Annotated in this window: 27 protein-coding genes, 2 tRNA genes and 1 riboswitch; of the genes, 3 read left to right on the top strand and 26 right to left on the bottom strand. The window is 44.8% G+C overall.

The annotated features are described in order from the left end of the window. Nucleotides 1–43: 43 nt before the first annotated feature. The 7 genes from thiT to ECA1_RS04500 form a co-directional block, all read right to left on the bottom strand. A complete protein-coding gene (gene thiT, locus ECA1_RS04530; RefSeq protein WP_015510621.1) occupies nucleotides 44–616 on the bottom strand; it encodes an energy-coupled thiamine transporter ThiT in 573 nt (190 codons plus the stop codon). A gap of 53 nt (nucleotides 617–669) precedes the next feature. Then, nucleotides 670–771, bottom strand: a riboswitch (TPP riboswitch). A gap of 181 nt (nucleotides 772–952) precedes the next feature. Continuing rightward, nucleotides 953–1927 carry a ribose-phosphate diphosphokinase gene (locus tag ECA1_RS04525; protein WP_005230276.1) on the bottom strand — a complete coding sequence of 325 codons (975 nt, stop codon included), beginning with the start codon at nucleotides 1925–1927 and terminating at the stop codon, nucleotides 953–955. Between the two features lie 115 nt (nucleotides 1928–2042). Further along, nucleotides 2043–3416 carry a bifunctional UDP-N-acetylglucosamine diphosphorylase/glucosamine-1-phosphate N-acetyltransferase GlmU gene (gene glmU / locus ECA1_RS04520; RefSeq protein WP_005230274.1) on the bottom strand — a complete coding sequence of 458 codons (1374 nt, stop codon included), beginning with the start codon at nucleotides 3414–3416 and terminating at the stop codon, nucleotides 2043–2045. A 179-nt stretch (nucleotides 3417–3595) separates the two neighbouring features. Then, a complete protein-coding gene (purR, locus tag ECA1_RS04515; RefSeq protein WP_005230273.1) occupies nucleotides 3596–4420 on the bottom strand; it encodes a pur operon repressor in 825 nt (274 codons plus the stop codon). A gap of 151 nt (nucleotides 4421–4571) precedes the next feature. Beyond that, nucleotides 4572–5402 (bottom strand): metal ABC transporter permease, encoded by an 831-nt coding sequence (locus ECA1_RS04510; protein WP_005230272.1) that lies wholly within the window; start codon nucleotides 5400–5402, stop codon nucleotides 4572–4574. Further along, the gene (locus ECA1_RS04505) at nucleotides 5375–6055 is read right to left on the bottom strand and encodes a metal ABC transporter ATP-binding protein (protein WP_005232967.1); all 681 of its coding nucleotides are present in this window, start codon (nucleotides 6053–6055) and stop codon (nucleotides 5375–5377) included. The genes ECA1_RS04510 and ECA1_RS04505 overlap by 28 nt, the downstream gene beginning before the upstream one ends. Nucleotides 6056–6067: 12 nt before the next feature. After that, nucleotides 6068–7027, bottom strand: a complete 960-nt coding sequence (locus tag ECA1_RS04500) for a metal ABC transporter substrate-binding protein (protein WP_034696266.1) — start codon at nucleotides 7025–7027, stop codon at nucleotides 6068–6070. Between the two features lie 306 nt (nucleotides 7028–7333). Here ECA1_RS04500 and ECA1_RS04495 point away from each other — a divergent pair, with 306 nt between their 5' ends. Further along, the gene (locus ECA1_RS04495) at nucleotides 7334–7513 is read left to right on the top strand and encodes a hypothetical protein (protein WP_005230269.1); all 180 of its coding nucleotides are present in this window, start codon (nucleotides 7334–7336) and stop codon (nucleotides 7511–7513) included. Between the two features lie 171 nt (nucleotides 7514–7684). Here ECA1_RS04495 and ispE read toward each other — a convergent pair whose 3' ends face one another. Continuing rightward, on the bottom strand, nucleotides 7685–8536 hold the full coding sequence (ispE, locus tag ECA1_RS04490; protein ID WP_034858541.1) for a 4-(cytidine 5'-diphospho)-2-C-methyl-D-erythritol kinase: 852 nt from the start codon (nucleotides 8534–8536) through the stop codon (nucleotides 7685–7687). A 174-nt stretch (nucleotides 8537–8710) separates the two neighbouring features. On the opposite strand from ispE, the gene ECA1_RS04485 reads away from it, so the two are divergent. After that, nucleotides 8711–9118, top strand: a complete 408-nt coding sequence (locus ECA1_RS04485) for an Hsp20/alpha crystallin family protein (RefSeq protein ID WP_060791863.1) — start codon at nucleotides 8711–8713, stop codon at nucleotides 9116–9118. A 56-nt stretch (nucleotides 9119–9174) separates the two neighbouring features. On the opposite strand, the gene ECA1_RS04480 is transcribed toward ECA1_RS04485, so the two are convergent. The 3 genes from ECA1_RS04480 to ECA1_RS04465 form a co-directional block, all read right to left on the bottom strand. Then, nucleotides 9175–9930 carry a DUF6681 family protein gene (locus ECA1_RS04480; RefSeq protein WP_060791862.1) on the bottom strand — a complete coding sequence of 252 codons (756 nt, stop codon included), beginning with the start codon at nucleotides 9928–9930 and terminating at the stop codon, nucleotides 9175–9177. Nucleotides 9931–9938: 8 nt separating this feature from the next. Next, a complete protein-coding gene (locus ECA1_RS04475; RefSeq protein ID WP_060791861.1) occupies nucleotides 9939–10382 on the bottom strand; it encodes a superantigen-like protein SSL4 in 444 nt (147 codons plus the stop codon). Between the two features lie 182 nt (nucleotides 10383–10564). Then, nucleotides 10565–11116, bottom strand: a complete 552-nt coding sequence (locus tag ECA1_RS04465) for a hypothetical protein (protein ID WP_060791860.1) — start codon at nucleotides 11114–11116, stop codon at nucleotides 10565–10567. Between the two features lie 124 nt (nucleotides 11117–11240). Between ECA1_RS04465 and ECA1_RS04460 the strand changes: the two genes are divergently transcribed. Next, the gene (locus ECA1_RS04460; protein ID WP_010748853.1) at nucleotides 11241–11753 is read left to right on the top strand and encodes a type 1 glutamine amidotransferase domain-containing protein; all 513 of its coding nucleotides are present in this window, start codon (nucleotides 11241–11243) and stop codon (nucleotides 11751–11753) included. Nucleotides 11754–11888: 135 nt separating this feature from the next. Here ECA1_RS04460 and ECA1_RS04455 read toward each other — a convergent pair whose 3' ends face one another. The 15 genes from ECA1_RS04455 to ECA1_RS04385 form a co-directional block, all read right to left on the bottom strand. Continuing rightward, nucleotides 11889–12188 (bottom strand): hypothetical protein, encoded by a 300-nt coding sequence (locus tag ECA1_RS04455; RefSeq protein ID WP_005230258.1) that lies wholly within the window; start codon nucleotides 12186–12188, stop codon nucleotides 11889–11891. A gap of 175 nt (nucleotides 12189–12363) precedes the next feature. Further along, entirely contained in the window at nucleotides 12364–13512 is a 1149-nt protein-coding gene (locus ECA1_RS04450; RefSeq protein WP_060791859.1) for a mannitol-1-phosphate 5-dehydrogenase, read from the bottom strand. A gap of 22 nt (nucleotides 13513–13534) precedes the next feature. Beyond that, entirely contained in the window at nucleotides 13535–13972 is a 438-nt protein-coding gene (locus tag ECA1_RS04445; protein WP_060791858.1) for a PTS mannitol transporter subunit IIA, read from the bottom strand. 15 nt (nucleotides 13973–13987) lie between these two features. Next, on the bottom strand, nucleotides 13988–15760 hold the full coding sequence (locus tag ECA1_RS04440; RefSeq protein ID WP_010748850.1) for a PTS mannitol transporter subunit IIBC: 1773 nt from the start codon (nucleotides 15758–15760) through the stop codon (nucleotides 13988–13990). 311 nt (nucleotides 15761–16071) lie between these two features. Further along, nucleotides 16072–16506, bottom strand: a complete 435-nt coding sequence (locus ECA1_RS04435) for a PTS mannitol transporter subunit IIA (protein ID WP_060791857.1) — start codon at nucleotides 16504–16506, stop codon at nucleotides 16072–16074. Between the two features lie 12 nt (nucleotides 16507–16518). Further along, nucleotides 16519–18549, bottom strand: coding sequence for a BglG family transcription antiterminator (locus ECA1_RS04430; RefSeq protein ID WP_005230244.1), 2031 nt, complete (start codon nucleotides 18547–18549; stop codon nucleotides 16519–16521). After that, nucleotides 18530–20278 (bottom strand): PTS sugar transporter subunit IIBC family protein, encoded by a 1749-nt coding sequence (locus ECA1_RS04425; RefSeq protein ID WP_060791856.1) that lies wholly within the window; start codon nucleotides 20276–20278, stop codon nucleotides 18530–18532. The genes ECA1_RS04430 and ECA1_RS04425 overlap by 20 nt, the downstream gene beginning before the upstream one ends. Before the next feature lie 69 nt (nucleotides 20279–20347). Continuing rightward, nucleotides 20348–21658: a C40 family peptidase gene (locus ECA1_RS04420; RefSeq protein WP_060791855.1), complete on the bottom strand. Its 1311-nt coding sequence runs from the start codon at nucleotides 21656–21658 to the stop codon at nucleotides 20348–20350. A 185-nt stretch (nucleotides 21659–21843) separates the two neighbouring features. After that, nucleotides 21844–22353, bottom strand: coding sequence for a rod shape-determining protein MreD (gene mreD / locus ECA1_RS04415; protein ID WP_005230239.1), 510 nt, complete (start codon nucleotides 22351–22353; stop codon nucleotides 21844–21846). Nucleotides 22354–22355: 2 nt separating this feature from the next. Next, complete coding sequence (gene mreC / locus ECA1_RS04410; RefSeq protein ID WP_034869542.1) at nucleotides 22356–23213, bottom strand: rod shape-determining protein MreC; 858 nt, start codon at nucleotides 23211–23213, stop codon at nucleotides 22356–22358. A gap of 142 nt (nucleotides 23214–23355) precedes the next feature. Continuing rightward, nucleotides 23356–23988: a thiamine diphosphokinase gene (locus ECA1_RS04405; protein WP_060791854.1), complete on the bottom strand. Its 633-nt coding sequence runs from the start codon at nucleotides 23986–23988 to the stop codon at nucleotides 23356–23358. Next, nucleotides 23989–24642 (bottom strand): ribulose-phosphate 3-epimerase, encoded by a 654-nt coding sequence (gene rpe, locus ECA1_RS04400; RefSeq protein ID WP_015510634.1) that lies wholly within the window; start codon nucleotides 24640–24642, stop codon nucleotides 23989–23991. It abuts the gene before it with no gap. A gap of 9 nt (nucleotides 24643–24651) precedes the next feature. Next, entirely contained in the window at nucleotides 24652–25536 is an 885-nt protein-coding gene (gene rsgA / locus ECA1_RS04395) for a ribosome small subunit-dependent GTPase A (RefSeq protein WP_060791853.1), read from the bottom strand. Nucleotides 25537–25638: 102 nt separating this feature from the next. Continuing rightward, a tRNA-Pro gene (locus ECA1_RS04390) sits at nucleotides 25639–25712 on the bottom strand. Between the two features lie 30 nt (nucleotides 25713–25742). Then, nucleotides 25743–25816 (bottom strand) — tRNA-Arg (locus ECA1_RS04385). Between the last annotated feature and the right edge of the window lie 8 nt (nucleotides 25817–25824).

Below are 25824 nucleotides of genomic sequence, written 5' to 3'. Positions count from 1 at the left end.
TCAAAGAGCATCAAGACATTTTTTGATGGTTCCATTTCTAAAACTAAGCTTTCGGGACAAATAATTTCGGGGCTGCCTTGACTAAGAGACCTAGGACGACCCCTACATAAACGATATTGATAATGACCGATGATCCATTAAAGATCAAGGAATACAGATACGGACTTTGTCCTGGCGGTGCGTACATTCCCCAGACAAAGACCCCAGCCCAATAATGCCAAAACCAACGGCTGATCACCGCCACGATGCCCCCTAAGACGACATACCACGTAACGGTTTTGCTGTTTTGACGGATCGCTTGCTGGATTTTATTAGCAAACAAGCCGCCCATCCCGCCAAAAGCAAAGGCAAAGGGGTATTCAAAGATAATCTGTGGAACGGTGATAAAGTTACGCATGGCGCTACCAATCAAGATATTCAGCAAGCCCCACATAAATCCAGCTGTCATTCCCGGCAGCACCCCACGACGATACGAATACAAGACCAAGGGCACGAGACCTAGAGACAAGTCGATACTAGAATTGGCTGTCTGGATCGGGATATACGACAAGACGACCCCAATTGCAGCGATCATCGTTCCTTCCGTCCACACCTGCAGCGACATTTTTCGTTTCAAAAAAAAACTCCTCCTTTAGAATCATCACAATTCACAAAGGAGAAGTGTTGGACACTTCAACTCGTCACAATTCCTACGTTCGCATGATCGAAACAGGTACGAAGGGTTTAGAGTACTCTCATTCTCAGCCTTTGCAGACTCCCCTTTGTGATTAGATTCTATTTTATTTTTTGCTTGCATTTCGCAAGTCACTTTCAAGAATACCATAAATTGGTGAAAAGAAACATGACTGCGATCGTTTTTTCTAAAAACATCCTGAAACTCCTCAGAAAAAAACAGCCAATGAGCGGCTAAAGACCCACCATTGGCTGTTGTTCTCATGCTGATTAGACACGATTAAATTGATAATTTTGATTCAAACAGTGGACTGACTGGTTTGTTCTCATGGATTCGTTTGATCGCTTCGCCCATCAAGGCACCGACACTGATCTCATCGATTTTTTTCGACTTGCGGTCTTCTGGCAAGTGAATCGAATCTGTCACAACTAGATGCTCAATGGCAGAATCTTCGATCCGTTCCAAGGCAGGTCCTGACAAGACAGGGTGGGTACATGAGGCGTAAACACTTTTAGCACCTGCTTGTTTCAACGCATTCGCAGCCAATGTGATGGTACCAGCAGTATCGATCATATCGTCGATCAAGACACAAGTTTTGCCTTCAACATGACCAATGATATTCATGACTTCCGCTACGTTGGCTTTCGGACGACGTTTGTCGATGATCGCGATTGGTGACTTAAGAAACTCAGCTAATTTACGGGCACGAGTCACGCCCCCGTGGTCTGGTGAAACGACGACGACGTCATCGCCTTGAATGCCTCTTTCCAAGAAATAGTTGGCGATCAATGGTGCACCCATCAAGTGGTCAACTGGGATATCAAAGAACCCTTGAATCTGTGAGGCATGCAAATCCAGTGTAACCATGCGGTTCGCACCGGCTTTTTCGATCATGTTTGCTACAAGTTTTGCGGTGATTGGTTCTCTTGATCGCGCTTTGCGGTCTTGTCTTGCATAACCATAATAAGGCATTACTACATTGATCGTCTTCGCACTGGCGCGCTTCAAAGCATCGATCATGATCAGCAATTCCATTAAGTTATCGTTTACAGGGCTGCTGGTTGATTGAATCACGTAGACGTGGGCACCACGAATACTTTCTTCAATATTCACTTGGATTTCACCATCGCTAAATTGTTTGACTGAACACTTACCTAATTCAACACCTACTGCAGCTGCGATTTTTTCCGCCAAAGGACGATTTGAGTTCAGAGAAAAAATCTTCAATCTTGGATCAAAATAATGATTTGACATGAGAACCTCCACTTTCTTTGCGTTCATCTAGAAAAAAATGACTCCTTTTACTAGAATCTTCTTCCTAATAAATAGTAGTCATTTTTCCTTAAGAAATCAAGTCATTTCGCTATTTCTAATTTAGATAAGGCAACTTTTTCGCGTAATCCGCTTTATTTTCCTGACGGGCGCGGGCAATCGCCATACTGTGTTTAGGAATATCTTTGGTGATCGTTGAGCCAGCAGCGATCATCGTTTCCTCTTCGATGGTCAATGGCGCAACTAGATTGGAGCCAGAGCCGATAAAGCAATTGTCGCCGACAGTCGTTTTGAATTTGCTCTTGCCGTCATAATTAACAAAGACTACGCCGCAACCGACATTGATGTTTTTGCCTAAGGTCGCATCGCCAACATAAGACAAGTGTCCGACTTTGGTGCCTTCACCAATCGTCGCATTTTTGACCTCCACAAAGTTCCCGATATGGGCATGGGCCAAAATTTCCGCATGGGGACGAAGATGGGCATTGGGACCGACATCGGCGCCATCATGAATGATGCTCTCCTCGATCGTCGATGCCTTGATCGTCACTTGGTTGCCGATCTTGCTGTCTTCTATTTCAGAAGCTGCCGTAATGACACAGTCTTCTCCGATCGTCGTCTTCCCTTTGATGGTGACACCGGCTTCGATCAGAGTATCTGAGCCGATCACAACACCTTCGTCGATATAAGTCGTTGCCGGATCGATCAAGGTCACGCCATTTTGCATGTGCTGACGATTGATCCGCTGACGCATCAAGCGATTGGCTTCGGCTAAGGCGATGCGGTCATTGACTCCTAATGATTCATGAAAATCTTCGGTTTGATAAGCAGCGATGATTTTGCCGTCTTCCTTTAAGATCTCGATGATATCAGTCAAGTAGTACTCCCCTTGGGCATTGTCCGTATCTAATTTTGCCAAGGCGTCAAATAACAATTCATTATCGAAGCAATACGTCCCTGTATTGATTTCTTGGATCAGCGCTTCTTCGATCGACGCATCTTTTTGCTCAACGATTTTCTCCACGATACCGACACGATCCCGCACGATTCGGCCATAGCCTGTTGGGTCTGCCGCTTGCGCCGTTAAGATTGTCGCCGACGCATTTTTCCCTTGGTGGTAATCGAACAAGTTATTCAAGGTTTCCGTCGTCAATAACGGTGTATCCCCACTGATCACTAAGGTCGTCCCTTTTTTGCCTTTTAAAAACGATTCGGCTTGAACGACAGCATGGCCAGTACCCAATTGTTCGGCTTGTAAGGCATAGTTGGTGCGATCCCCCAGTTGCTCTTTGACCATTTCTGCCCCGTGACCGACGATCGTCACGATCTCTTCAGGATTGGTTTCCACCACTCGATTCATGATGTGCTCCACCATTGGTTTGCCACAAACAGGATGTAACACTTTATATAACTTCGATTTCATGCGCGTGCCTTTTCCAGCCGCTAAAATTATTGCAAAACGTGCGTCCACGTATTCCACTCCTATCAATCTGAACGATTTTTGTTCATTGAATTTCCTATAAACAGTTTAGCCCAAGTACTTGTAAATTTCAACGATTTAAGGAATCCCCACCTAGACCAATCAAAAAAAAGACTGGCGGCCGCCGTTTAAAAAACAGCTGCTTGCGCCAGTCTAAGAGCCACAAAAAATCAGGCTTTTTTCTCAAAGTAATTTCCCGGTACTACCGAGATCGTTTTGGTCTGGGTATCGACATCTTCAACATACAGCAGAGAACTGTAATCGCTGATGGCCCGCTTGCCTTTGAATTTCGTTTCGGCAAAAACCGTAATACCGACTAATTCGGCTTCAAATTCTTCAATCAAGCTCTTCATCCCATTGACCGTGCCGCCGCCTTTCATAAAGTCATCGACCACCAATACTCTAGAGCCGCGCTTTAAGCTGCGTTTGGATAATTCCATTTTTTCGATGCGCTCTGAAGAACCAGAGACATAATTGACACTCACGGTCGAGCCTTCAGTGATCTTGGAATCACGACGCACGATCACGAAGGGAACATTCAAGTAGTAAGAGACTGCTTGAGCGATCGGCACTCCTTTAGTAGCAACGGTCATCACCGCATCGATTTGTTCGCCTAAATATTTGGAAGCGATGATGCGGCCGACTTGGCGCAGCAATTCCGGTTCGCCTAATAAGTCAGATAGATAAACATAGCCGCCAGGCAACAAACGGTCTTGCTCAGACAAGCGTTCTGCCAGCCCTTCGACGTACGCATACGCTTCTTCTTCAGAAATTTCAGGCACAAAAAAAACACCGCCAGCAGCGCCTGGCACGGTATCAAGAATGCCTGTTCCTCGTTCTTTAAAGGTCTTTTTGATAATAGATAAATCTTCGCTAATCGATGATTTTGCAGAGGCATATCGTTTAGAAAAGAAGGACAATGAAATCAATTCATGGGGATGATTCAACAAGTAATGTGTCATATCGATCAGTCGTTCACTTCGACGTATTTTCACACCGGACAACTCCTTTAGTTTATTCGCCTTATTATAAGGCTTTTTCGGGATAAATGCGAGCATTATCTAAAATATTGCTTATATTGTTCGGTTTTGATTAGAGTTTAAAAAAAAGAAACGAAAATTCTTCGTTTCTTTTTCATAAAGCCCTTTATTTTAGGCGTTGTTTTCGTTGCACTAGGATCACGATGCGTTTGATCAAATTGATCACTAAGAAAAGAGCGATAAAAACCAGCGTGATCGTCGCTCCCGGTGGTGTGTCCAAATAAAAGGAACTGGTCAAACCAGACATCATCCCAATCATGCCGATCACGACACTGATCAAAATCACGGCATTGAAGCTCTTGCCTAAACGCATACTGATGGCAGCTGGTAAAACCATGATCGCAGAGATCAACAATGCACCCGCAATCGGGATCATCATGGCGATTGCCACCCCCGTCAAGACATTAAAGAGCATCGACATCACTCGCACAGGCAAGCCATCGACATGGGCGGTATCTTCATCAAAGGTCAAAATGTACATGGGCCGTTTGAATAAGAAGAATAAAGCAAAAACGACTAAAAACAAAAAGCCTAAGATCCAGACTTGTTCTTGTGTGATCGTAACGATCGACCCAAACAAATACGATTGGATACTCGTTGCGGAGTTCCCCCCGCTAAGGTTCATCAAGACGAGGGCTAACGCTAAGCCGCCGGACATCAAAATGGCGATCGAGATCTCTGAATAACTGCGGTACAGTGTTCGCAAGTATTCCAAAATGATTGCGGCAATGACTACGATCAATAGCGTCGTCAAACTCGGATTTAGATTTAGAAAGAAGCCTAGTGCCACCCCTGCTAAAGAGACATGGGACAGCGTATCAGCCATCAATGACTGTCGCCGAATCACTAGAAAGACCCCCAGCATCGGTGCGATACCAGCAATAAAAATCGCCGCAAGAAAAGCTCTTCTCATGAATTCATATGAAAGCAACGCCATGGTGAATCCTCCTTCCGCACTAAACGGATCTGACGGTCCGCGTATTCTTTGATATCTTCATGATCATGGGTGATCATCAAAATCGACTTGCCGTGGTCATGAGCATTGTGCCGCAGCAGTTCATAAAACAGATTGCGGGATTGTTCATCCATCCCCGTAGTCGGTTCATCTAAAATAAATAAATCAGGGTCCGTGGCAAAGACCCGTGCCAAGCTGATCCGCTGCTTTTGGCCACCGGACAACTCGCCGATCCGTTTATGACGCACGTCCCACATACCGACGGCATCTAATGCACGGCGGACATGTTCATGGTCTCGTTTCGTCAAGCGCTTGAACCAGCGATCTCTTGGGTAGCGGCCCGATTGGACCAATTCCAAAACGGTGCTGGGGAACCCGACGTTAAAGGAAGCAATCTGCTGAGGAATGTAGCCGATGCTTAATTTTTCACCAGCAGCATTTTTGGTCGCCAAGGTGACTGCTCCTTTAGAAGGTTTCAACAAACCAAGGGTTGCTTTGATCAAAGTAGATTTTGCCGCCCCATTTTCGCCAGTCAAAATCACGAATTCGCCGTCTTCGACAAAGTAGGAAATGTCTTCCAGGACGGGTTCATCATCATAATAAAAGGTCAAATCTTTTACATCGATATAACGCACGCAGGCGCCTCCTTAGTGAATACTTTTTTGTAATGCTGCCAAATTGTCTTCCATTACAGACAGGTATGTTTCGCCGTTATCCATCTGCTCTTGCGTCAAGCTTTCTAATGGATTCAAGACCGCCAGCTCCACTCCTGTTTCAGACGCTAAGGTCTCAGCCACCTTCGATGACGCGTTTTCTTCAAAATAGATAACTTTGACTTGTTTTTCTTCTACATATTCTTTCAGCTCAGCCAACCGACTTGGCGTTGGTTCTTGATCGGGTGAAATGCCCGAAATCGATTCTTCGACTAAATCATACTGCCGTGCCAAATAGCCAAAGGCTGCGTGCTGCGTAACGAAGGTTCGTTGGGTCGCATCCTTTAACGCCGCTTGGTAGGCTTCATCTAAAGCAGAAAGCTTTTCGATATAGGCAGCTGCATTTTCCGTGAAAGTTGCCTTTTGCTCAGGAAACTTCGCAATCAAGTCATCGCGGATCGTTTCTACTTCTTGGATCGCTAAGACTGGGTCGGTCCAAACATGAGGATCGTACGTATGATCATGGCCTTCATGGCTGTCTTCGCTTTCGTGATCATGCGCGTCATGATCTTCCTCCTCTGTGCCTTCCACCAACTGAATGTTTTTGGCCGCTTCGATCACGGCTGTTTGCTCAGGATCGACGGAATCCGTCAAACTAGCGACCCAAGTTTCTAGCTCAGGACTATTGTAGACAAAGGCATCTGCATCCATGATTTTGGTCATATCTTTGGCACTTGGCTCATAGTCATGGGGTTCGGTTCCTGCAGGGATCAACAAGGAGACCTCTGCTGCGTCGCCTACGACTTCTTTCGTAAATTCGTACATTGGATAAAACGTCGTGACGATCGACAGCTTCTCGGTGTCACTCGATTGGCTTGTCGCTTCTTGCTGCCCACAAGCGCCAAGAAGCACGCCCCCTAAAAGGAGTGCTGTAGTAAGTAAGATTTTTTTCATCGGGATTTCCCCTTCCATTTGCTGGCTCTTCTTTTTATTTTAAAACGGAACAACTCCGTTTTGTTAGCAAAAGTTACTCTATCAAATGATTTCCGGTTCGTCAAGACAAATCGTACGTTTTACGATTTAAAACTTTTATTTCGAGATAAATCGGAAAACATAGGAGAAAACGTTCATTTGAAGCGGATTCTTCTCTCAGGAACTTAGCCATATTTTACGCCATTCGCCATGCGCCCCTGCTGTACCAGCTTGAAAAATTAGAGAGTATGTAGGATAATAACCTAAAAGCACTTGGAGGAAACGAAGATGAACGAATTTGTAACTGTGCCGCCAACTGTAAACAACAGCGACTTGTTGACTCGAATCGTCTTACCAGAAGATCCTGCATCGCAGCAAACCGAAGAAATCCGCAAAACGATCGACAAACCATTGTACGAAGAAGACAAAAAGAAAAAATCCGCAAAGAAGCAGCACCAAAAAGAATAGCCTTTGCTTTACGTAAAGAATCAGACCCCGACGCCTTATTTTCGTCGGGGACTTTTGTGTAGGGCAGCTTCTAGATGCTTCCTTCCCCACTTCAGCTGCCTTTTTCTTTACTATTGAAATAGAAGGCATACAAAAAAACACAGGCGAATCCAGCCTGTGCCCTTGACTCATTCATTTCAATGTACGTACAAGATAAACCTCATCGCAGAATCCTTTTAAGGCATTATAGACCCGCTGTGCCCGCGAATATTTTTGACAAAGGGCAAAGACAGTCGGTCCGCTGCCGGTCATCAAGGCAACGTCTGCGCCGTATTTCATCATGCGATCTTTGATCTGTTGGACGATCGGATACTTCGGGATCGTGATGGCTTCTAGGCTATTGCCCATGGCAGCGATCATTGCTGGGTAATCTTCGGCTAAGACGGCGGCCGACAATGCCGCGATATCTGGATGGTGCAGTTGGTCTAGCTCAACTTCTTGAAAGATTTTCCCCGTTGAAACACTCAAACGAGGTTTAACCAAGATGACCCAACATTGCGGCATCGGCCGCAGCGGCGTCACCAGCTCCCCTTTTCCTGCAATGTGGGAAGTGGTCCCATAAAGACAATAGGGAACATCGGTGCCGACTTCCATACCAATATCGATCAGCTCTGCCATGGAAAGGTCTAAATGCCAGAGGCGAACCATCCCCCGCAGCGCTGCCGCACAATCCGTACTGCCCCCACCTAACCCAGCTGCCACCGGGATATTCTTGGTGATGCGGATACGGATGCCTTTTTTTATGCCGTAGCGTTTTTTTAAGATACTGGCGGCTTGATAGACATTATTGCGTTTGTCGATCGGCAAAAAGGCTTTGTTGGTTTCTATAATGATCTTATCTTCTGCTATCTCTTCCATTATCAGACGGTCGGCTAGATCAACACTAGACATCACCATTTCCAACTCATGGTAGCCGTCTGTTCTTTTCTCTAACACATCGAGACCGAGGTTGATCTTAGCTGGCGCTTTTTCAATAATCTCCATCTTCATTCATCCAATCATCTGATAGTTATTTAGTTCTATCATAGCAGATTCTTATAAGATAGTTGAGTGATTTCTCTTGTTTTTATGATTGTTGCCATTTTGGTTGCCCTTTGGCTTGGTTCCTCGTAAAATAGAAGTACCAACTCAATAGATAAAAGAAAGCGGGGGAACCACATGGCAAATTTGATTCCAAGAGATTTCGCAGGCGGCGAAGAACTATTAGGCAAATTAATGAACAGTTTTTGGCAAGAACGGCAAATGAATACGGACATTAAAGAGTACGAAGACAAGTATCTCGTTCAAGCAGATTTACCCGGCATCAAGAAAGAAAACATCCGCGTCAGTTACGTCAACAACACGCTGACGATTTCAGCGGCTCAAACAGAGACCACGGAAACCGTGGAGGATTTCGGACATTATTTGCGCAAAGAACGCTCTAGCAGTGCCTATCAACGAACCTTCACCATCACAGACATTGATGACGAGTCCATTAAAGCAGTGTTTGAAGACGGCGTTTTGACCCTGACGTTACCAAAAGCCAGCTACAAAGATGCACCCGCAAAAAATATCCCGATCGAATAACCGAGATACCAAAAAGGCAGTCCCTTCAGAGAACGCTCTGGGGGAACTGCCTTTTCTTATTTGCGTGCTTGTCGTCGATACGCCTGTCTTGAGGTCTGTGGTTCTTCTTCAGAAATCTCTTTTTTGACGTACAATTTCAAACTGTATGGTTCATGGTATTTCACATCATTTTTGACAAAATCACCGCCAGTGATAAATAAGCCCACTGGTTCTAAGGGCTGTTTGCCTGTCCATTGGATCGTGCCGACTTTCGTCATCTCCGTGTAGCTAGTACCGATCTGCAATGCGTACTCATTTTCCCCTTGCTGTTTAACAAAATAGTAAGGATACAAGGTGTTTTTCGGGATCGTAAAGCCGTTGGATGACGGTTTGATCGCCAATTCTTCTTGAGCGATCAAGGTCTGCAAATGATTCGCCAATACCAGCTGATAGTCTTCTTCAAAATGGATCACCGCTTTTTCAGTCGTCAAACGATCAATGTCGGTGGTGCTGATGGTTTCTCCTTCAATATTGAAGACTTCGTCTGGTAAAACTTTGACAAAGGCCTGAGTGACATCGAACTTCATATTTTTGTTTAAGAAATAATAGAAGATATTCAGTACCCAGAAGTAGACTAAGACCAAAAAGCCGACCGTATAAAGGATCGCTTGAAAATAGTTTTGGTTCGCAAACATCCCGTAGACGATCCGCAAAATATACGCCGTTGGAATGATACTGAGGATGGTATAGGCACGGTTCAAATATTTAGGACTAATATCGAGATAGCCCAAAAATTTATGGATGCCGTTGATTAAATCTAAAATAAGCGTCATTTTCTCACCTACTCATTTCCTTGATTCTCATCCATGATCCCTTGTGGATCTGGCGTGGTCTCTTCACTTGAAGAAGGTGTTTCCTGATTGTTTTCCGATGGTGCTGGTGAAACATTGGCATCGCTTGATGGCGTCGTTTCTGCAGGCACCGAAGAAGACGGAGTCGTTGCTGGTGTTGCTGGTTCACTGCTGGATGACGGTGTTGTCTGCTGGTCATCGTTCGTCGGTTGTGAGTCCGTGCTAGCAGGTGTCTGATTTTGACTGTCTTCTGTCATCGAAGAGGGTGTGCTTTCACTTGGTGCTTGTTCGGTCGTTTCTGTCGTCTCTGTCGTTTCCGTCGCACGACTTGGTTGGCGGTAGCTGCCTGAATTCACCACGCCGGTGGCAGTGGCAATGATCGTTGATATCGTTAAAAGTGCAATTGGTTTTAAAATAGGCGGGACTTTTCGCATGATTCTCATCCTTTTCTTACCCGATGTTGCCCATTGGCAGCCTCGGTTCCTTCAGCCTCTTCTTACCTTTATAATCGTTTCTGACAAAAGGGTCAAGATTCCCGAGGCTTCTGTCGCAGGATTTAAAAAAAAACTAAACATGTAACTGTTTTCACAAAAAACAACGACGGCAGTTGCCGCCGCTACACAAGGTATTCATAAAACTTTTCAAAGGTCAATCGCAACGTGCCATGGTAATCCCGTAAAAGGGCGGGCAAGGCGATCACTTCTTCATGTTGGATCGGGGCATCGATTTGGATCACCGCTTCCTCCTCATCCAGATAATAAGAACTAAACAGTTCATCATCAGCGACTTCTTCTAGCTGATTGGTCAGCTCCTCATAAAACTTTTCTACGATCGGTTCTGCCAACTCATCAAAGACTGGCTGCAAGGCTGCTTCTACAGCTGGAAACGGCTGTGCGAGTAATTGCTGTCCGCTGAGGGAATGGCAGGTATTCTCATAGGTCAAATAAAGCAGGTCGAAATAATCCTCTTCTTCCCCGATCGCTTCTAGCGTCAAAAGGGCTTTTTCTACCAATGAAACCAAGGCCGAGGATACCTCCTGATGCATCACCGCATCAACTTTTTCAAATAATTGCTGTTTCTCGATGACAAATCTTTCTTCCATAAAAGTGAATTCCGCTTTTTCAAAGCAAAGGGGGGTATCAGAAATAAATAGTTGGATCGTTGCCATGGCGTTGCCTTCTTTCTTTTTCAAGCTGCGGACAAACAGATGATTTGTCAACAGCGAAAATCTTCGTTAGCATAAATAATAGCAGGTGAACAAATTGTTCATCAAGTAATAAGGAGGAGATCGAATGAGTAAAGTTGCTGTTATTGTCACTGATCTAGTTGAAGATGTTGAGTTGACGTCACCAAAAGAAGCACTGGAAGCGGCTGGACACGAAGTAGTCGTTATTAGTAATGAAGGCGCCGAGACCGTCGAAGGCAAACAAGGTGGAACATTTACCGTCGATGCGACCATCGATACGATCGATCCTGCAAGTTTTGATGCTTTGTTGATCCCAGGCGGTTTCTCCCCTGACCAATTACGGACCGATGAGCGCTATGTGTCATTGACGAAAGACTTTTTGACATCTGATCGTCCCGTCTTTGCCATTTGCCACGGCCCACAACTGTTTATCCAAACAGGACTGACAAAAGATTTGACCTTGACGGCTTATGATTCTGTGCGACCAGATTTAGCCTACGCAGGTGCCACCGTCAAAGATGAGCCCGTCGTGATCGACGAAACCTATCGGTTGATCACCAGCCGAAACCCAGATGATCTAGATGCCTTCAATCAAGCCATTACCGAGGCATTGAACTAACCACGAATAAGACTTGGTTTCTTAGAGAAAAAAAGCCGCCAGTTGCAGCGTTCGATCCTTCGTATCGATCGAGCTGCAGCTGAGCGGTTTTTTCTTGCATAGCTTTTCAGTTTTCAGTGAATGGCTCGTTTCCCGTTACTCGTCAGAGGGCAGCTCAAAACCATCGAAAGTCTCGCCATCGTAATAGCGCAATAACTCTTCCGTCGATAATAAAGAAGATGTCATTTCTTCCTGTGCCTCATTGGCCTCTCGAAGTTGGGCAAGGTAAGCCGCATAGGCTTCTGCCAACTGCCGATAAACAGCTTGCCGCGAAGTTCCTTCTGCTTGGATCGTCGGCAATTCACGGATAAAGGCCCGATAGACGGGGCGGTTTTCCTGCCATTCGATTGGCAACTCAATTACTTGAAGCTGGGCTTCTTCAAACCATCGTTCCATCGCTCTCCCTCATTTCTTTTCTTATTATCGTCAAGTTAGCAGCAAAGGTCAATCAGTGAGCAAAAAAATACAGAACAAGCGTTGAAAGAAATTGCCACATCCGCAAAAGCTCGCTTGTTGAGCTAGCTTTTACGGATGCGGCAATTTATCTGCTTGTTCTGTGTGTTACTCGTTTTTATGCGGCAACATACGCATATTTTTCAATGTTTTGTCGGATCGTTTCAATCATGTCTTCATCTTGTAAGCCAGTGATTTCTGCAATGACTTCCGGTAGTGATTTTTCATCCAAAAGTACTTGCAACTGTTGGCTTTGCTCATCTTCAGGGTCTTTGTAGTTGAAGATCATGCCGATCGTTTCATAGAGATGATCTGGCTGCATGTTGCGTTTTTCTAACTCAAGGACTGGTCGGATAAAACGTTCTTCGGTCCCTAATTTGCGGACAGGTGTCCGTGCCACCCGAGTGATAGCATCGGAAATGTGTTTGTTTTTAAAGCGTTGGATGATTTTTTCGATATACCGTTCATGTTCTTCGGGATCAAAGGCCCACTTCTCAATTAAAAGCCGCCCAGTTTCTTCGAGAACGGATTTTAATTGGATCACCACTAAATGGTCCTGCATCGCTTCATCGATCGTCTGATAGCCTTGGAGGGCGCCTGTGTACGCTACCGTAGCATGACCCGTATTGACACTGAATAATTTCCGTTCAATATACGGTTCCAGGTCCGCCACATAATGGACCCCTTGCAGATGGATCGAGGATTTCATCCCTGACTCTTGGATCACCCATTCGCAAAAAGGTTCTACTTGAACGAATAAAGGATCTTCATGGTGCTGCAGCGGTACGATGCGGTCCACCGCTGCATCTGGAAAACCAACCGTCGCTTCCAATGCTGACCAATCCGCAACGTATTTTTGCACTTCGCTTTTTAAAAAGGTCGATCCGCCGATCATGTTCTCACAGGCGATCACATCAATGGCTGGCTTGTCTGGGTGTTGCTGACGTGCTTCTAAGCCTTTGGCGATCAGCTCAGCGATATGCGGCAAAATGTTGGGACCAATGGCGGTCGTAAGGATGTCTGCCTCGGCGATCGCTTGGATCACCGCTTCTGGTTCTTTGGCATTGTTCAATCCCGTCACATGCTCGATGTGGATCTGTTCTTGGGTCTCATCGGCTAATTCGATCGTATACCCTTGTCTTGCTTTTAAGGCGTCAATGATCGTTTCATTGACATCAATAAATGTGATTTCAAAGTTGTTGGCAGCCAATATCTCGCCGATAAAGCCGCGACCAATATTACCTGCACCAAAGTGAACTGCCTTCATGTCTTGTCTCCTCCTTAAATCCTTATGCTACGGTCAAACTTTGGGCGATTTCTTCTTTATCTAAGGCATCCGCCAATTCGACAACGTTATCGATATCGCTGCAAAAGAGGGCGATTTGTTGGACCAATTGCAGGTGATCTTCCCCTTTGCCCGCGATGCCGAAAAGGACGGTGACAATTTTTCCTTCGTCCGCGGTACCGAAATTCACGCCATCCGGTACTTGCACGATACAGATACCAGATTTTTTGACGTATTTTTTGGCTTCATCCGTGCCGTGAGGAATCGCAATAAAGTTCCCCATATAGACTGAGAGCATCTCGTCACGCTCAAGCATGGCTTCGACGTATTCTTTTTCCACACAGCCTGCCGCCAGCAATTTTTCGCCGCAGTAACGAATGGCTTCTTCTTTGGTCGCAAATTGTTTGTTCAATTCAATCATGTCTTTTTCTAATACTTGCATTCGACTCATCCTTTCTTAATTTGCTGCTTTGATCGATGCTACGATCCGTTGATAGTTCGTCGTTCCCATCAAATTATTGACAGATAGGTGGATCGCTTCTGGCGCTGACGTTTGCGCTTGCGGCGTTAGGGCTTCTTTTGTGATCACCAGTGAAGAGGCGTTGGCATGGAGATCATTGATATGGCTTTTTCTGATCGGCATCGTCAGAGCTTCTTTGGCTAAAAGATCTTGGAAGACTTTCTGAGCCATCGTTGCCGAACCTTTGCGATCATCGTGGGCCAAAATGATTTCGCTGACTTGCTTAAGGTCATTGGCGGAAGGAACATCTACCTGGTTGCCTGCTTCAGACTTTTTTGCTGACTCCCCCGTTGTCTTAGTCCCTGACAATGTGGCTACGATTTCATCGTACCGTGGAGAGTTCAGGAAATTTTCAACCGCGACAAAGGTCGCATTTGGCGCTTTTTGTTTGGCACGTTCTTGCAATTCTTCTTGAGTGACGATCAGCGTATTGGCATCGTCCGTTAAATTGTTGATGGCGGAATTCGAGACATTTTGTGGAAGACCCGCTTCTTTGACTTTTTTCCGTAAGATCGATGCCCCCATAGCACTGGAGCCCATGCCTGCATCACATGCGAAGATGATACGATTGATGCCAGTCATTGGTTGAGCCGCCAAGCCTTTTGAGCTAAGTTTTGCTGCTTGCGTTTGTTGTACTTTTTCTTCAAAATTATCCACCGTATCCTTCGCATCTGCTTTCAAGATCGCGGCAGCGACGATAAAGGATACGCCTGCTCCTACGGCAATTCCCGCTAAGACAGAAACGACACTCATCACCGAGTTGAATGGCGTCATTGCTAAGATCGCAATGATCGAACCTGGTGAAGCAGGTGCCCGTAAGCCTGCACCTAACAATTGGAAGGTAAAGCTTCCTGATACACCGCCGGCAATCACGGCTAAGAACATCAATGGTTTCATCATGACGTATGGGAAGTAGATCTCATGGATCCCACCGATAAAGTGAATGATGATCGCTCCAGGTGCCGAAGATTTCGCTGCTCCTTTTCCGAAGAAAGTGAAGGCTAGCAAGACTCCTAAACCAGGTCCAGGATTGGCTTCTAATAAGTAAAGGATCGATTTCCCAAATTCGCTGACTTGCTCAGTACCTAATGGTGTCAAAATTCCATGGTTGATAGCATTGTTTAAGAATAAGATTTTTGCTGGTTCAATAAAGATATTGGCTAATGGAATCAAGTGGGCATTGACGATCACTTCGACCCCTGCTGCCATTGCTTCTGTCAAGGTGTTCACAACTGGTCCGATTGCTACAAAGCCCAGTAATGCTAAGGCAAAACCGATCAAACCTGATGAAAAGTTGTTGACCAACATTTCAAAGCCAGCGCGAACTTTGTCTTGGAAGATCTCGTCAAATTTCTTGATGACCCAACCGCCTAAAGGACCCATGATCATCGCACCCAATAGCATTGGGATATCCGTTCCGACGATGACCCCCATCGTTGCGATCGCCCCAACCACGGCTCCGCGGTCACCAGCAATCACTTTCCCGCCAGTATACCCAATCAAGATTGGGATCAAATACGTTAGCATTGGACCGACCATCGTTGCAAAGGCTTCATTTGGTAAATACCCATCTGGAATAAATAATGCCGTTAATACACCCCATGCAATCAATGCGCCGATATTCGGCATCACCATACTCGACAACGTACTGCCTAATTTTTGAACTTTTGCTTTGACTGATGATTTGGCTGCTTTTTGTGTCTGTTCCATTTTTTTCTCTCCTCTCGTCTGCTTACACCCTTATTGTAGGCGCTTCCCAAAAAGCTCGAAAGTCGTACTTTGGCACAAAAAACTGTGCCAAAACTTGTAGCCAAACAGGCATAACAAAAAAAGGCGAGCAGCCCCTGCACTCGCTTATTTTTGTTATGTTTCACGTGGAGCATTTTTGGGATTTTGCCAAAACACAAAAAAAACGTGTACTCACTCCTTCTACACAAGGTAGAAAGAGCAAGTACACGGAGGCAGCTCATTCATGTATTTCGTTCGCTGCTCTTGTTGCAAGCCAGTCTGCTGCTGATCGCTTATTCTTCTGCCAGCAAAATCTGTTGGATCTCTTCAACCGATTCGGCATCACTAAGCGCCCGAACATTTTGCATATCAGAACAAAAAAAGGCGATTTCTTGCAAAACAGCTAATTGCTGCTCTTTTAGGACGACTACGAAAAGGATCGTAGCGATTTTAGGCTGCTCCTTCGTGCCGAAGTCGACGCCATCAGGCACTTGGATCAAAAAGAGTCCTTCTTCCTTGATCCATTGCTGGGCTTCTTCTTCCGCATGGGGCAATGCCACAAAGTTGCCGATGTAAACACCTGTTTTTTGATGGCGCCGCAAAAGGCTTTTGACATAGGGGAAGGAAACGATCTCCTGGTTGACTAAGTACTCACCAATTTTTTTCAGGGCCTCTGTGGCATCGGTAAAGTGTTGATCCAACAAAATCCGCTCCTGTGGAATATACATCGCTGATCCCTCCTATTGTTTTACTTCTTCAATCAAGAGCGAAGAGAGCAACTGATAAATAATCGAATCATTGCCCGAATTAAAAATCTCCGTATTTAGATCATTCATAATGATCGAACCACTGATTTTTCCTAACATCTGAGAGCTTGTTTCATTGATAGGATACGGCGCCAGCATGACTAATAAACGGGTAACAGCGATTTCTTTTTTATCCATCGCTAAAAGGGGCAAAGGCTGTTTCAAGTCGAAAATACGAAAAACTGGTTGCAGGATCGCCGAGCTCGCCGCGTGAAACAAGGCAAAGTGAGTGTCAGGAATGCCCACTGGCGCTTGGAAGTAGCGCCGTAAGAGACGATCAACGACTTTCTCACGATCCAAAACAACATGTTCATCAAAAGACGTCAGCACCAGCTGCAACGTTTCTTCCAAGTCCGCTGGGTTATCAATGGCTTGCACTTGAAACAGCGCCAATAGCTGGTTAATGGCTTCGATAAAAGCCAAGACCGCTTCATAGGATTCCTCTTTGACCAAAGCAGAGGGTGCTTTTTTTGCGGAACGTTTTTTCTGACTAATGGCTTGGAAGGCCTTCTTCAACTCTTGAATGTCTTCTTCTAGCAGGATCGGTGAAACGAGTTTGTACTCTCCTTGATACCCTGGCAGCAAGGAAGTCGAGATCACCAAGTCATAGGTCTCCTCGATATTTTCCCGTTTGACATCCCCCACTCGAAAGAAGGTGATTTGATTGATAAAGGGAAAATGTTTCCGCAGCTGCATCTCTAATAAACTGATGGAGGCTAATCCGCTAGGAGAGATCCCTGCAATATTGACTTCTAACACTTTCGGATTTTTTTCCAACGAATTGGCAAAATGCAGGACCATATAGGCGATTTCTTCTTCCGAGAACTGCTGCTGCGGAAAGACCTGCGGCAGATGATTACGAATCCCGCTGGCGATCTCGACATACTGGTTCATGATTTTTTCTAGGATAGGGTTGTTCAAATGATCTTCTTCTAAAATCGCCCGCGTCATCACTCCTGAGATATGGGTCAGCAGCATTTTATACAAGTTCGTATCTTCATAAAACGCCACTTCCGTTTGCTCACTGACCAATTCGATCAAGCGTTTTACACGATAAGCCAAGTCGGTATCAAAATTGTCATCAAAAAAATCACGATCAAAGGAATTAGCAAAATCACCTAGTAACACGGCAAAAAAGACGATTTCGTTGATGGAATAAAGCAGTTTCGTCTTTTCGGCGATCTGAGCAAAAATCTTTTTCGCCACCTTCAGCAAGTCTTTGTTGATCTGACTCGGGTACGTCTCTTCTTCCACCGTGTAGCCCAAAGCTACCCGATCCATGGCTAGCGCCAGCATCAAGACGATAAACGCCAATTTGCGGTCACTAAGTTCCTTGAACTGCGGCTCGATGGTTTCTCGAATCAGCCGCTGGGCTAGCAATAGATGGTCACGGGACAGAAATTGAAAAATAAACGGGGCTTCATCATCGGTTTCCAGTAAATGGAAAAATTGGTACTCATTGATCTCCATCACTAGTGTATTGGCTGTGATCAACCGCCGATATTTTTCGGAGCCTTCGATCTCATACCCTTGATTGCGCACGATCCTTAACGGCAGCCGTGCGAGACTTTCTTCTAGCTGTTTGATATCTGAAAAAAACGTCGTATTGCTGATTTGGTAGCGATCCAAGAAGAAATGACTAGATACAGGCTTCGTGGCGGTAGTCAGTTGCAGCAAAATACGATGTTGTCGCTCACTAGCCGCGAATTCTTGATCGGTATCTGCCATAATGGCTTCTTGCAATTGGCGAATGCTCGTTTCTGATGCAAAAATTTGGAAATGACCACGACCGACCTTCTCTAAGGTAGCTCCTACTGTTTCCAGCGATTTTTCTAAATTAGCCAGTTCACGGTACACCGTTCGTTTACTGACTTTTAAGACTTGCATCATGCGATCTAAAGAAACTGGACCGGTACTATTCATCAATTCCGTTAATAAAAGTGTTTCACGATTGGTCAAAAACATAGTCGACTCCTTCTGTCAGTAACTGACGATACGCATCTGTCGTCAATAAATCATCCACCACCAGCAAAGGAACATCTGGGATCAGGCACTTTTCTGCAAGTTCTTTCGGGAGGATATAGATTGCCGTAGGGTCAAGAGCTTGTCCTTCATACGCCATTTTTTTGATGGTCAAAGACAGCGCTTGTTGGCGGGCCATTTTGCTTAGTATCTCCACTGCCATCGTTTGTGAACCGCGTTTTTTTCCAGTATACAAAAAGATGATCGTTGAAAATCCTAACGAACTTGCTGCCTCGGTTTGCAGCGATTTTTGCGGATCCTGTTCTCTTCTTTGTAATTCTAGGATCAGCGGGGCATACTCATCAGCCGCCAAAAAATTATCTAACACATAATGCTGTGCGTGTGGTGTCTGCTTTTGGGCAATAGCTGCTAATTCCCGTTGGGTGATCACCAAAAGCGCGGGATCATCGATCACACGATAAATCGATTGATAGCGGACAGGAAACGTTAGCTGGGCTTCTTGTAACTGTTTTTTTAGTATGCTGGCACCAATCGCACTGGACCCCATCCCTGCGTCACAGGCCACGACGATCTCCGTGACTTTCTTCATTTTCGGCATCTTACGCTCCTCATTTTCTGTATTGGACTTCCGTTTTAACAGCACACTAGCGATCGCAAACGATACGACCGTACTGACGATAATCCCAGCTAAGACACCTAGGATCATAGACGGCGGTGTATTGAGTAAAATCGCTAAGATCGAGCCCGGAGACGCAGGCGCTCTTAAGCCTACCCCTAAAAATTGGAAGATCAGCGTGCCACTGAAACCACCAACGATCGGACCGAGCAACACCCAAGGATCGAGCAGAACAAACGGGAAATACACTTCATGAATCCCACCAATAGCCTGCACAAAAACGGATGCTGCGGCATTCGTTCGGTTTCGCTTTGAACCAAAAAAAAGATACGCCGCTAAGACCCCTAATCCTGGACCGGGGTTGGCCTCGATCAAAAATAAAACCGACTGACCATTGAGTGCCGCTGCTTCGATCCCTAGCGGTGTAAATAGACCATGGTTGACAATATTATTAAAAAACAAAACCTTCAATGGTTCTACAATGATATGAATAAAGGGCAAAACGTTTTGCTGAACAAAATAATCAACGAGCTGATAGCTGCCGAGACTGAACCAATTAAAAAGCGGCGCCAATAGGAAGTAACTGCCTAAAAAGAGGAGTCCGCCAAACGCACCTGCAATAAAATTGCGCACCAGCATCTCATAGCCACTTTTGACTTTGTTCACGATCGAATCACTGCGGTACAATAGCCAGCCCGCTAGCGGTCCCAGCAGCATCGCCCCAAAGACCTGGGGAATATCGGTTGCGAGAATAGCCCCTAAGACCGCCACTGCTCCTACGACCCCACCTCGTTCAGGCGCCAACATCTGCCCACCTGTATAGGCGATCATGAGGGGCAGCAGCACAGTCAAGACCCCCTGTTCCATTTGCTGGATCACTTGTTGATCGACTGAGAAAAAAGGCAGCAGGAATGAAATCAGCATCCACGCAATAAAAATACTTAAATTCGGCATCATCATGCAAGAAAGATAATTCGTATAAAACTTAACCGTTATCATTTTTTCTCTGGAAGACGAGGTCTTGTTCATTTTATCCGCTTCCTTTCTCTTCTCTATTATAAGATGTTCTGGCAAGACTGAAAACAAAAAAAGCATACGTTTTTTAAAACAGAAATCAAAAAAAGCTGACGTAAAACGCCAGCTTTTGAAATAGCTTCAATTGATTTAGTTTACGCGTACCGCGAAATCTGGTGAGTAATAAGAGTAACTGCTAACAGAAACATTTTGACCTGGTGTTGGTGCATGAACGTATTGTCCGTTACCCATAGCGATCGCCACGTGGTGTGTGCTTCCGCGGCTACCCCAGAATAACAAGTCACCAGCTTTTGCTTCATTGATCGAAATCACCGTACCAGAAAATTCTTGTGCGTACGTTACCCGTGGTAATGAGATCCCAACTTTAGCAAATACATATTGTGTAAAGCCAGAACAGTCAAAGCCGTCTGGTGTCGTCCCACCCCATACATAAGGAGTACCAATGTATTTCATTGCTTCGGCTACGATTGCTGAACCGTTGACCGTTTGTGCGGGTGCAGGAGTATTGCTTGCACCATTGCCGCTATTGTTCGATCCTTGGTTGTTATTGCTATTGTTATTGTTGGCAGGAGTTGATGGTGTCGTATTTGTTGAACCGCCACCTTGTGATGAATCTCCTTGTGTGTTATTAGTCGTAGAACTAGAATTTGTTGTAGCGCTTGGTGTTGTTGAATTTGACGTTGAAGAGTCACTAGACGCTGCTGCTTCCTGAGTAGCTGCTTCAGCTGCCGCCGCTTCTTCTGCAGCGATGCGTGCTTGTTCTGCTTCATATTCTTCTTTTTGTTTTTCTAAATCAGCTTTTTCATCTTCTTTAGATGCTTGTTGAACAGCCAATTCCGCTTGTAAAACATTTAAATCGGCTTGTTTGGCTTGTAGATCCCCTAATTGTGTTTCTAGCTCAAATTGGTTCGCTGCGATTTCTGCCAATTTATCGTCGTTTTCCGCTTTTTTCGCTTCAACTGCTTCTTGGTCTGCTTTTTGTTGATCCACAAGATCTTTGTTAGCATTGACGATCGTCGTCATTGCTTGCACACGGCCAATAGCATCTGTTAAAGAGTCAGCTTCTAATACTGCATCAATAAAGTTCGTGCTTTGACCATTGACTTGAACGTCACGGGCTTGTTTTTGGATCGCTTCTTCACGCTTTTCGATTCTGACTTTCAAATCAGCAATTTCTTGCTTCAACTTTTCAGAATCCGCACGCAAATCACCTTGTTGTTGCAACAAAGTTTGGGCTTTTTCATTGATTGCTGCCACGTCGCTTTCAAGTGCTGCTACTTGTGACTGGATGCTCGCTTGCTGGTTTTGCAAGTCAGAGATCTCTTTATTTTTTTCTTCAATTTTATTGTCAAAATCTGATGCAAAGACAAGTGTCGGTGCTGCTGCAGAAGTAAGAACAATTGAACTTACTAACAATAAAGATAAAATTCGCTTTTTCACTCTTCATTCCTCCGGCTGTTGCTTCCCCTAATATGGTTTTTTTATGTATAAATGCTTAAGAATACCTAAAGTCCTTCACGATAGTGTGATTGTAACACAGCCGTATGTCAGAGAGATAAAAGGAATATTACAAAAACATTTCAATCGCTGTTATTTTTATACAGTCAAACGCAAAAAAAACGAAGCTATTCGTCTTTGAATAGCTTCATGAATGGAACGACTAAAAGGATAAACAAAATGATGTTCAATAAAAGCGTTGGTGCTAAAAAGCGGGAAACAAAGAATGACGTGCTAACTGATGCGATCTTAAATAGCAACTGGACGCCCAACGTCACAACTTCTAAGCTTGTAACAAAGATGATCATTCCGAAAAACATGGTAAATACATTTTGATAAAGCGTATTTTTCAAAATATACATGATCCATACGATCAAGGGAAACGCCACCGTGTAGATGCCGATCACACCGACATAATACACGTCATAGAGGCAGCCGATCACAAGCGCCGTGGTGATCAAAAAGTTTTTCGGCAAATACTTCGCGCCACATAAAAGGGCGATCAATAAAAGATGCGCACTGGCGATATAATTGTCTTGGGTCCATTTTTCCAAAAAACGCGTCAGTTGTCCATCTGCCAACATCATCAAAAAGAAGACGCCCGCTGCCAGGTATTTGATGTAGTCATGCTTTTTCATGGCTATTCCTCACCTGCCAAGCGTTTGATAATCGTTACTGCTTGAATATCATACATTTGGGCATACGGTTTTACAAACACTTGGGTATCAAGACCAAACTCATCTTTGGTGGTACGGATCACTGTTCCGATCGCTAAGTCGGCAGGTGAGTTTCCTCCTAATCCAGAGGTCTGCACGACATCGCCTTCCTTCAGCTCATTGTCCCCTGTCAACTGGGTAATGACCAAGGAACGTTCTTTTTGATCGTAACTACTTAGAATCCCAAAGTTTGACCCATCTTCGCCGCTGATCCGAACCGGATAGTGGTTAGAATTCTGGTTTTCAGAAGTCAAAAGTTCAATTTTAGAAGAAGCCGCATTGACTTCTACCACACGACCAATCAAGCCTTTTTGCGACATGACCGCCATGTTGACCTCAACGCCGTCTCTTGAGCCTCGATCCACGATCAGCATATCTTGCCAAGTATCAGGTGACCGATTGATGACATTGGCGGAGATCCGTTCATAATTCGTCAAGGTCGCATTCAGCTCTAGCTCTTCTTTCAAGGCATCGATTTCTCTTTGCGCATTGTCCTTCGCTTGTTCCAGTTCATCAAAACTGTCCAATTTCTCTTTTAAACGTTCATTTTCTTCATACGTCACAAACAAGTTTTTGACTGAATTCGCACCATTTTCGATCCAACGAAAAGGCGCCGTAATCACTTTATCGATAAAGCCAACGGAGTCATTGACCGTTGATTGCACAACATTGGTGGAGTTTCCCGCAGCTCTGCGGGCGATCGTCACGCTTAATACGGTGACAACTAAAATCACAATAATCAATGTGATGATAATATTTTTATTAGGATTAAACTTTTTCACAAAGACACCTCAAATAATTCCAAACTGTAGTTCCAATTTTACCATTAATACCCTGCAAACAAAAGCTAAGTTGACCGTCTTAATGTTTTTTTTGTAATTAAGTTTCTGAAATTTTCAACAAAAAAAAGAGACGTTCCGTCTCTTAATCACAACTTTGAATGACTGCTATCATCCCGCTGCTAAAGGAAAAACCTGCTGTTTGTGTCAGAAATTCATTGCTGGCATAAGAAGTTGGGTACGGCACTTGGACGTTTTCTAATAAATACTTGCTACCTGTCAACGTCAAATCTGTTACCGGCGTCAAACAGCAGTACGCCAAATACTGCATCTTGGGTTCTTTTTCCAATTGATAGGTGCCTGGTAAAAAGAACTGAACGACATTTTGACGATCTAAAAAACGCAGATTTGGGGCAAATGGACGAAACCGATCTTCTAAAGGCAGCCATAGATTGGCTAAAAGATGGTCGAGACGTCCTCCTGTTGCACCAATCAAGTCGATTTGCGCTTCTGGATAGCGACGCAACGTCTCCACCAATGCCAATTGGGTATCTGTATCATCTTTTTCAGCAGGAGCTTGGATCACTGTGTTGACTTGCTGTTTGACTGCTTGCAGTTCGCCTGCGGTCAAAGAGTCGAAATCACCAATCGCTAGATCGACTGGCCGTTGGTGCTGAAGCAAAAACAATGCCCCGCGATCAATCCCAATGTATTTGTCATACGTCATCAGCGGTGGCCAATTTTCAGGGCGCCCCCCTGCTGCTAACAAAATCTTCATTTATTGCAAAGCTTCTTTCAAGGCTCTGATTTGTGCTGCAGGTTCATCGGCATCGTAAATATAGCTTCCTGCTACGAAGACATTTGCACCTGCTTCCAAGCAACGTTTGGCTGTCTCAGGAACGATCCCGCCATCTACCTCGATATCATAATGGTAGCCTTTTTCTTCTTTTAAAGCAGCCAGTACCGCAATTTTTTCTAGTGATTCTTCAATAAAGGATTGCCCACCAAATCCAGGATTGACCGTCATGACTAACACTTGATCACACATAGATAAAACATGTTCAATTGCTGATACTGGTGTGCCTGGGTTGATGACGATTTCTGCTTTGACATTTTCTGCCACGATCATTTGGATCGCACGATGGATATGAGGTGTTGCTTCCGCGTGGATCCCAATGATATCTGCCCCAGCTTCTGCGAAGGCATGGATATACTTTTCTGGTTCGGTGATCATTAGGTGAACATCCAACGGCAGTTTGGTAACTGGGCGAATCGCTTTAACGATGTTTGGGCCTAAGGTAATATTAGGGACGAAATGACCGTCCATCACGTCTACGTGAATATAATCTGCGCCATGGCGCTCTACCAGCTCAATGTCTCTTTGAAGATTTGCAAAATCGGCACTTAAAATAGATGGTGCTAGTTTTATCATGCTTTTCCCTCACTTTTTCTTCTTTTTATAAACCGGACGTCGGTTTTCAATCTCTTCTAAAAATTGCACGTAATTCTTATAACGAGTCTCGGCAATCTCATTTGCTGCAACCCCCTGCTTAACTGCACAATCAGGTTCATTAAGGTGCCTACATTCCCTAAAACGACAGTTGGCAGCTACCGCTAAAAAGTCAGGAAATAGTTTGGGTAACTCCACCGCTTCGATTTCCAAAAAGTCGATCGAACTAAATCCTGGTGTATCGGCAACCAATCCATCACAAATCGGCAAGAGCTCCACATGACGGGTCGTATGTTTCCCCCGCCCGAGAGATTCTGAGATCACTCCCGTTTCCAATGCCAATTCTGGGACGATCCGATTCAGCAATGTCGACTTTCCAGCACCGGATTGTCCCATAAATACGGTGATCCGCTCAGGAAAGTACCGTTGAAGTTCCAATAGATCTTCGCCTTCTGCTTTTGACGTGATCACGTGGTAGCCAATTGCTTGATAGGTCTCCTCAATTGCTTTCATTGCGGCAAGATCTTTCACAAGATCCGCTTTTGTCAAAAAGATGATCGGTTCGATCCCCTCATACTCTAACGTCACTAAAAAGCGATCCAATAGGTTATAGGAGAAGTTCGGCTCAACTAGACTTGTCACGACCACCCCTTGATCCACATTTGCGACTGGCGGTCGAACCAGCTCATTTTTTCGCGGCAAGATCTCTAAAAGATAACCGTCTGTTTGATTGCTGCTTTCAAAGATCACTTCATCCCCCACCAAAGGAGTGATTTTTCGATTCCGAAAATTTCCTCGAGCGCGGGTTTGAAAGATTTCATCTTCTGATGCCACATAATAAAATCCGCTTAGCGCTTTGATGATTTTTCCCTTCAAACAATTTCCTCCTCGTTTTTTACTATTGTATCATATTTTCAGGTCTTCTCACTGGCTGAAAACACAAAAAAACCTGAAGCGAATGCTTCAGGCATCAAAAAATCGGGAAGACAGGATTCGAACCTGCGACCCCTTGGTCCCAAACCAAGTGCTCTACCAAGCTGAGCTACTTCCCGATAATAAAAATGAAACAAATAAAAAGACTACGCGCCCAAGAGGAGTCGAACCCCTAACCTTTTGATCCGTAGTCAAACACTCTATCCAATTGAGCTATGGGCGCATATTATG

It is taken from the genome of Enterococcus casseliflavus NBRC 100478 (assembly GCF_001544095.1).
GTDB lineage: Bacteria > Bacillota > Bacilli > Lactobacillales > Enterococcaceae > Enterococcus_D > Enterococcus_D casseliflavus.
Note: the sequence above shows the minus strand (reverse complement) of the source record. Positions and strands in the feature narration are given on the sequence as shown.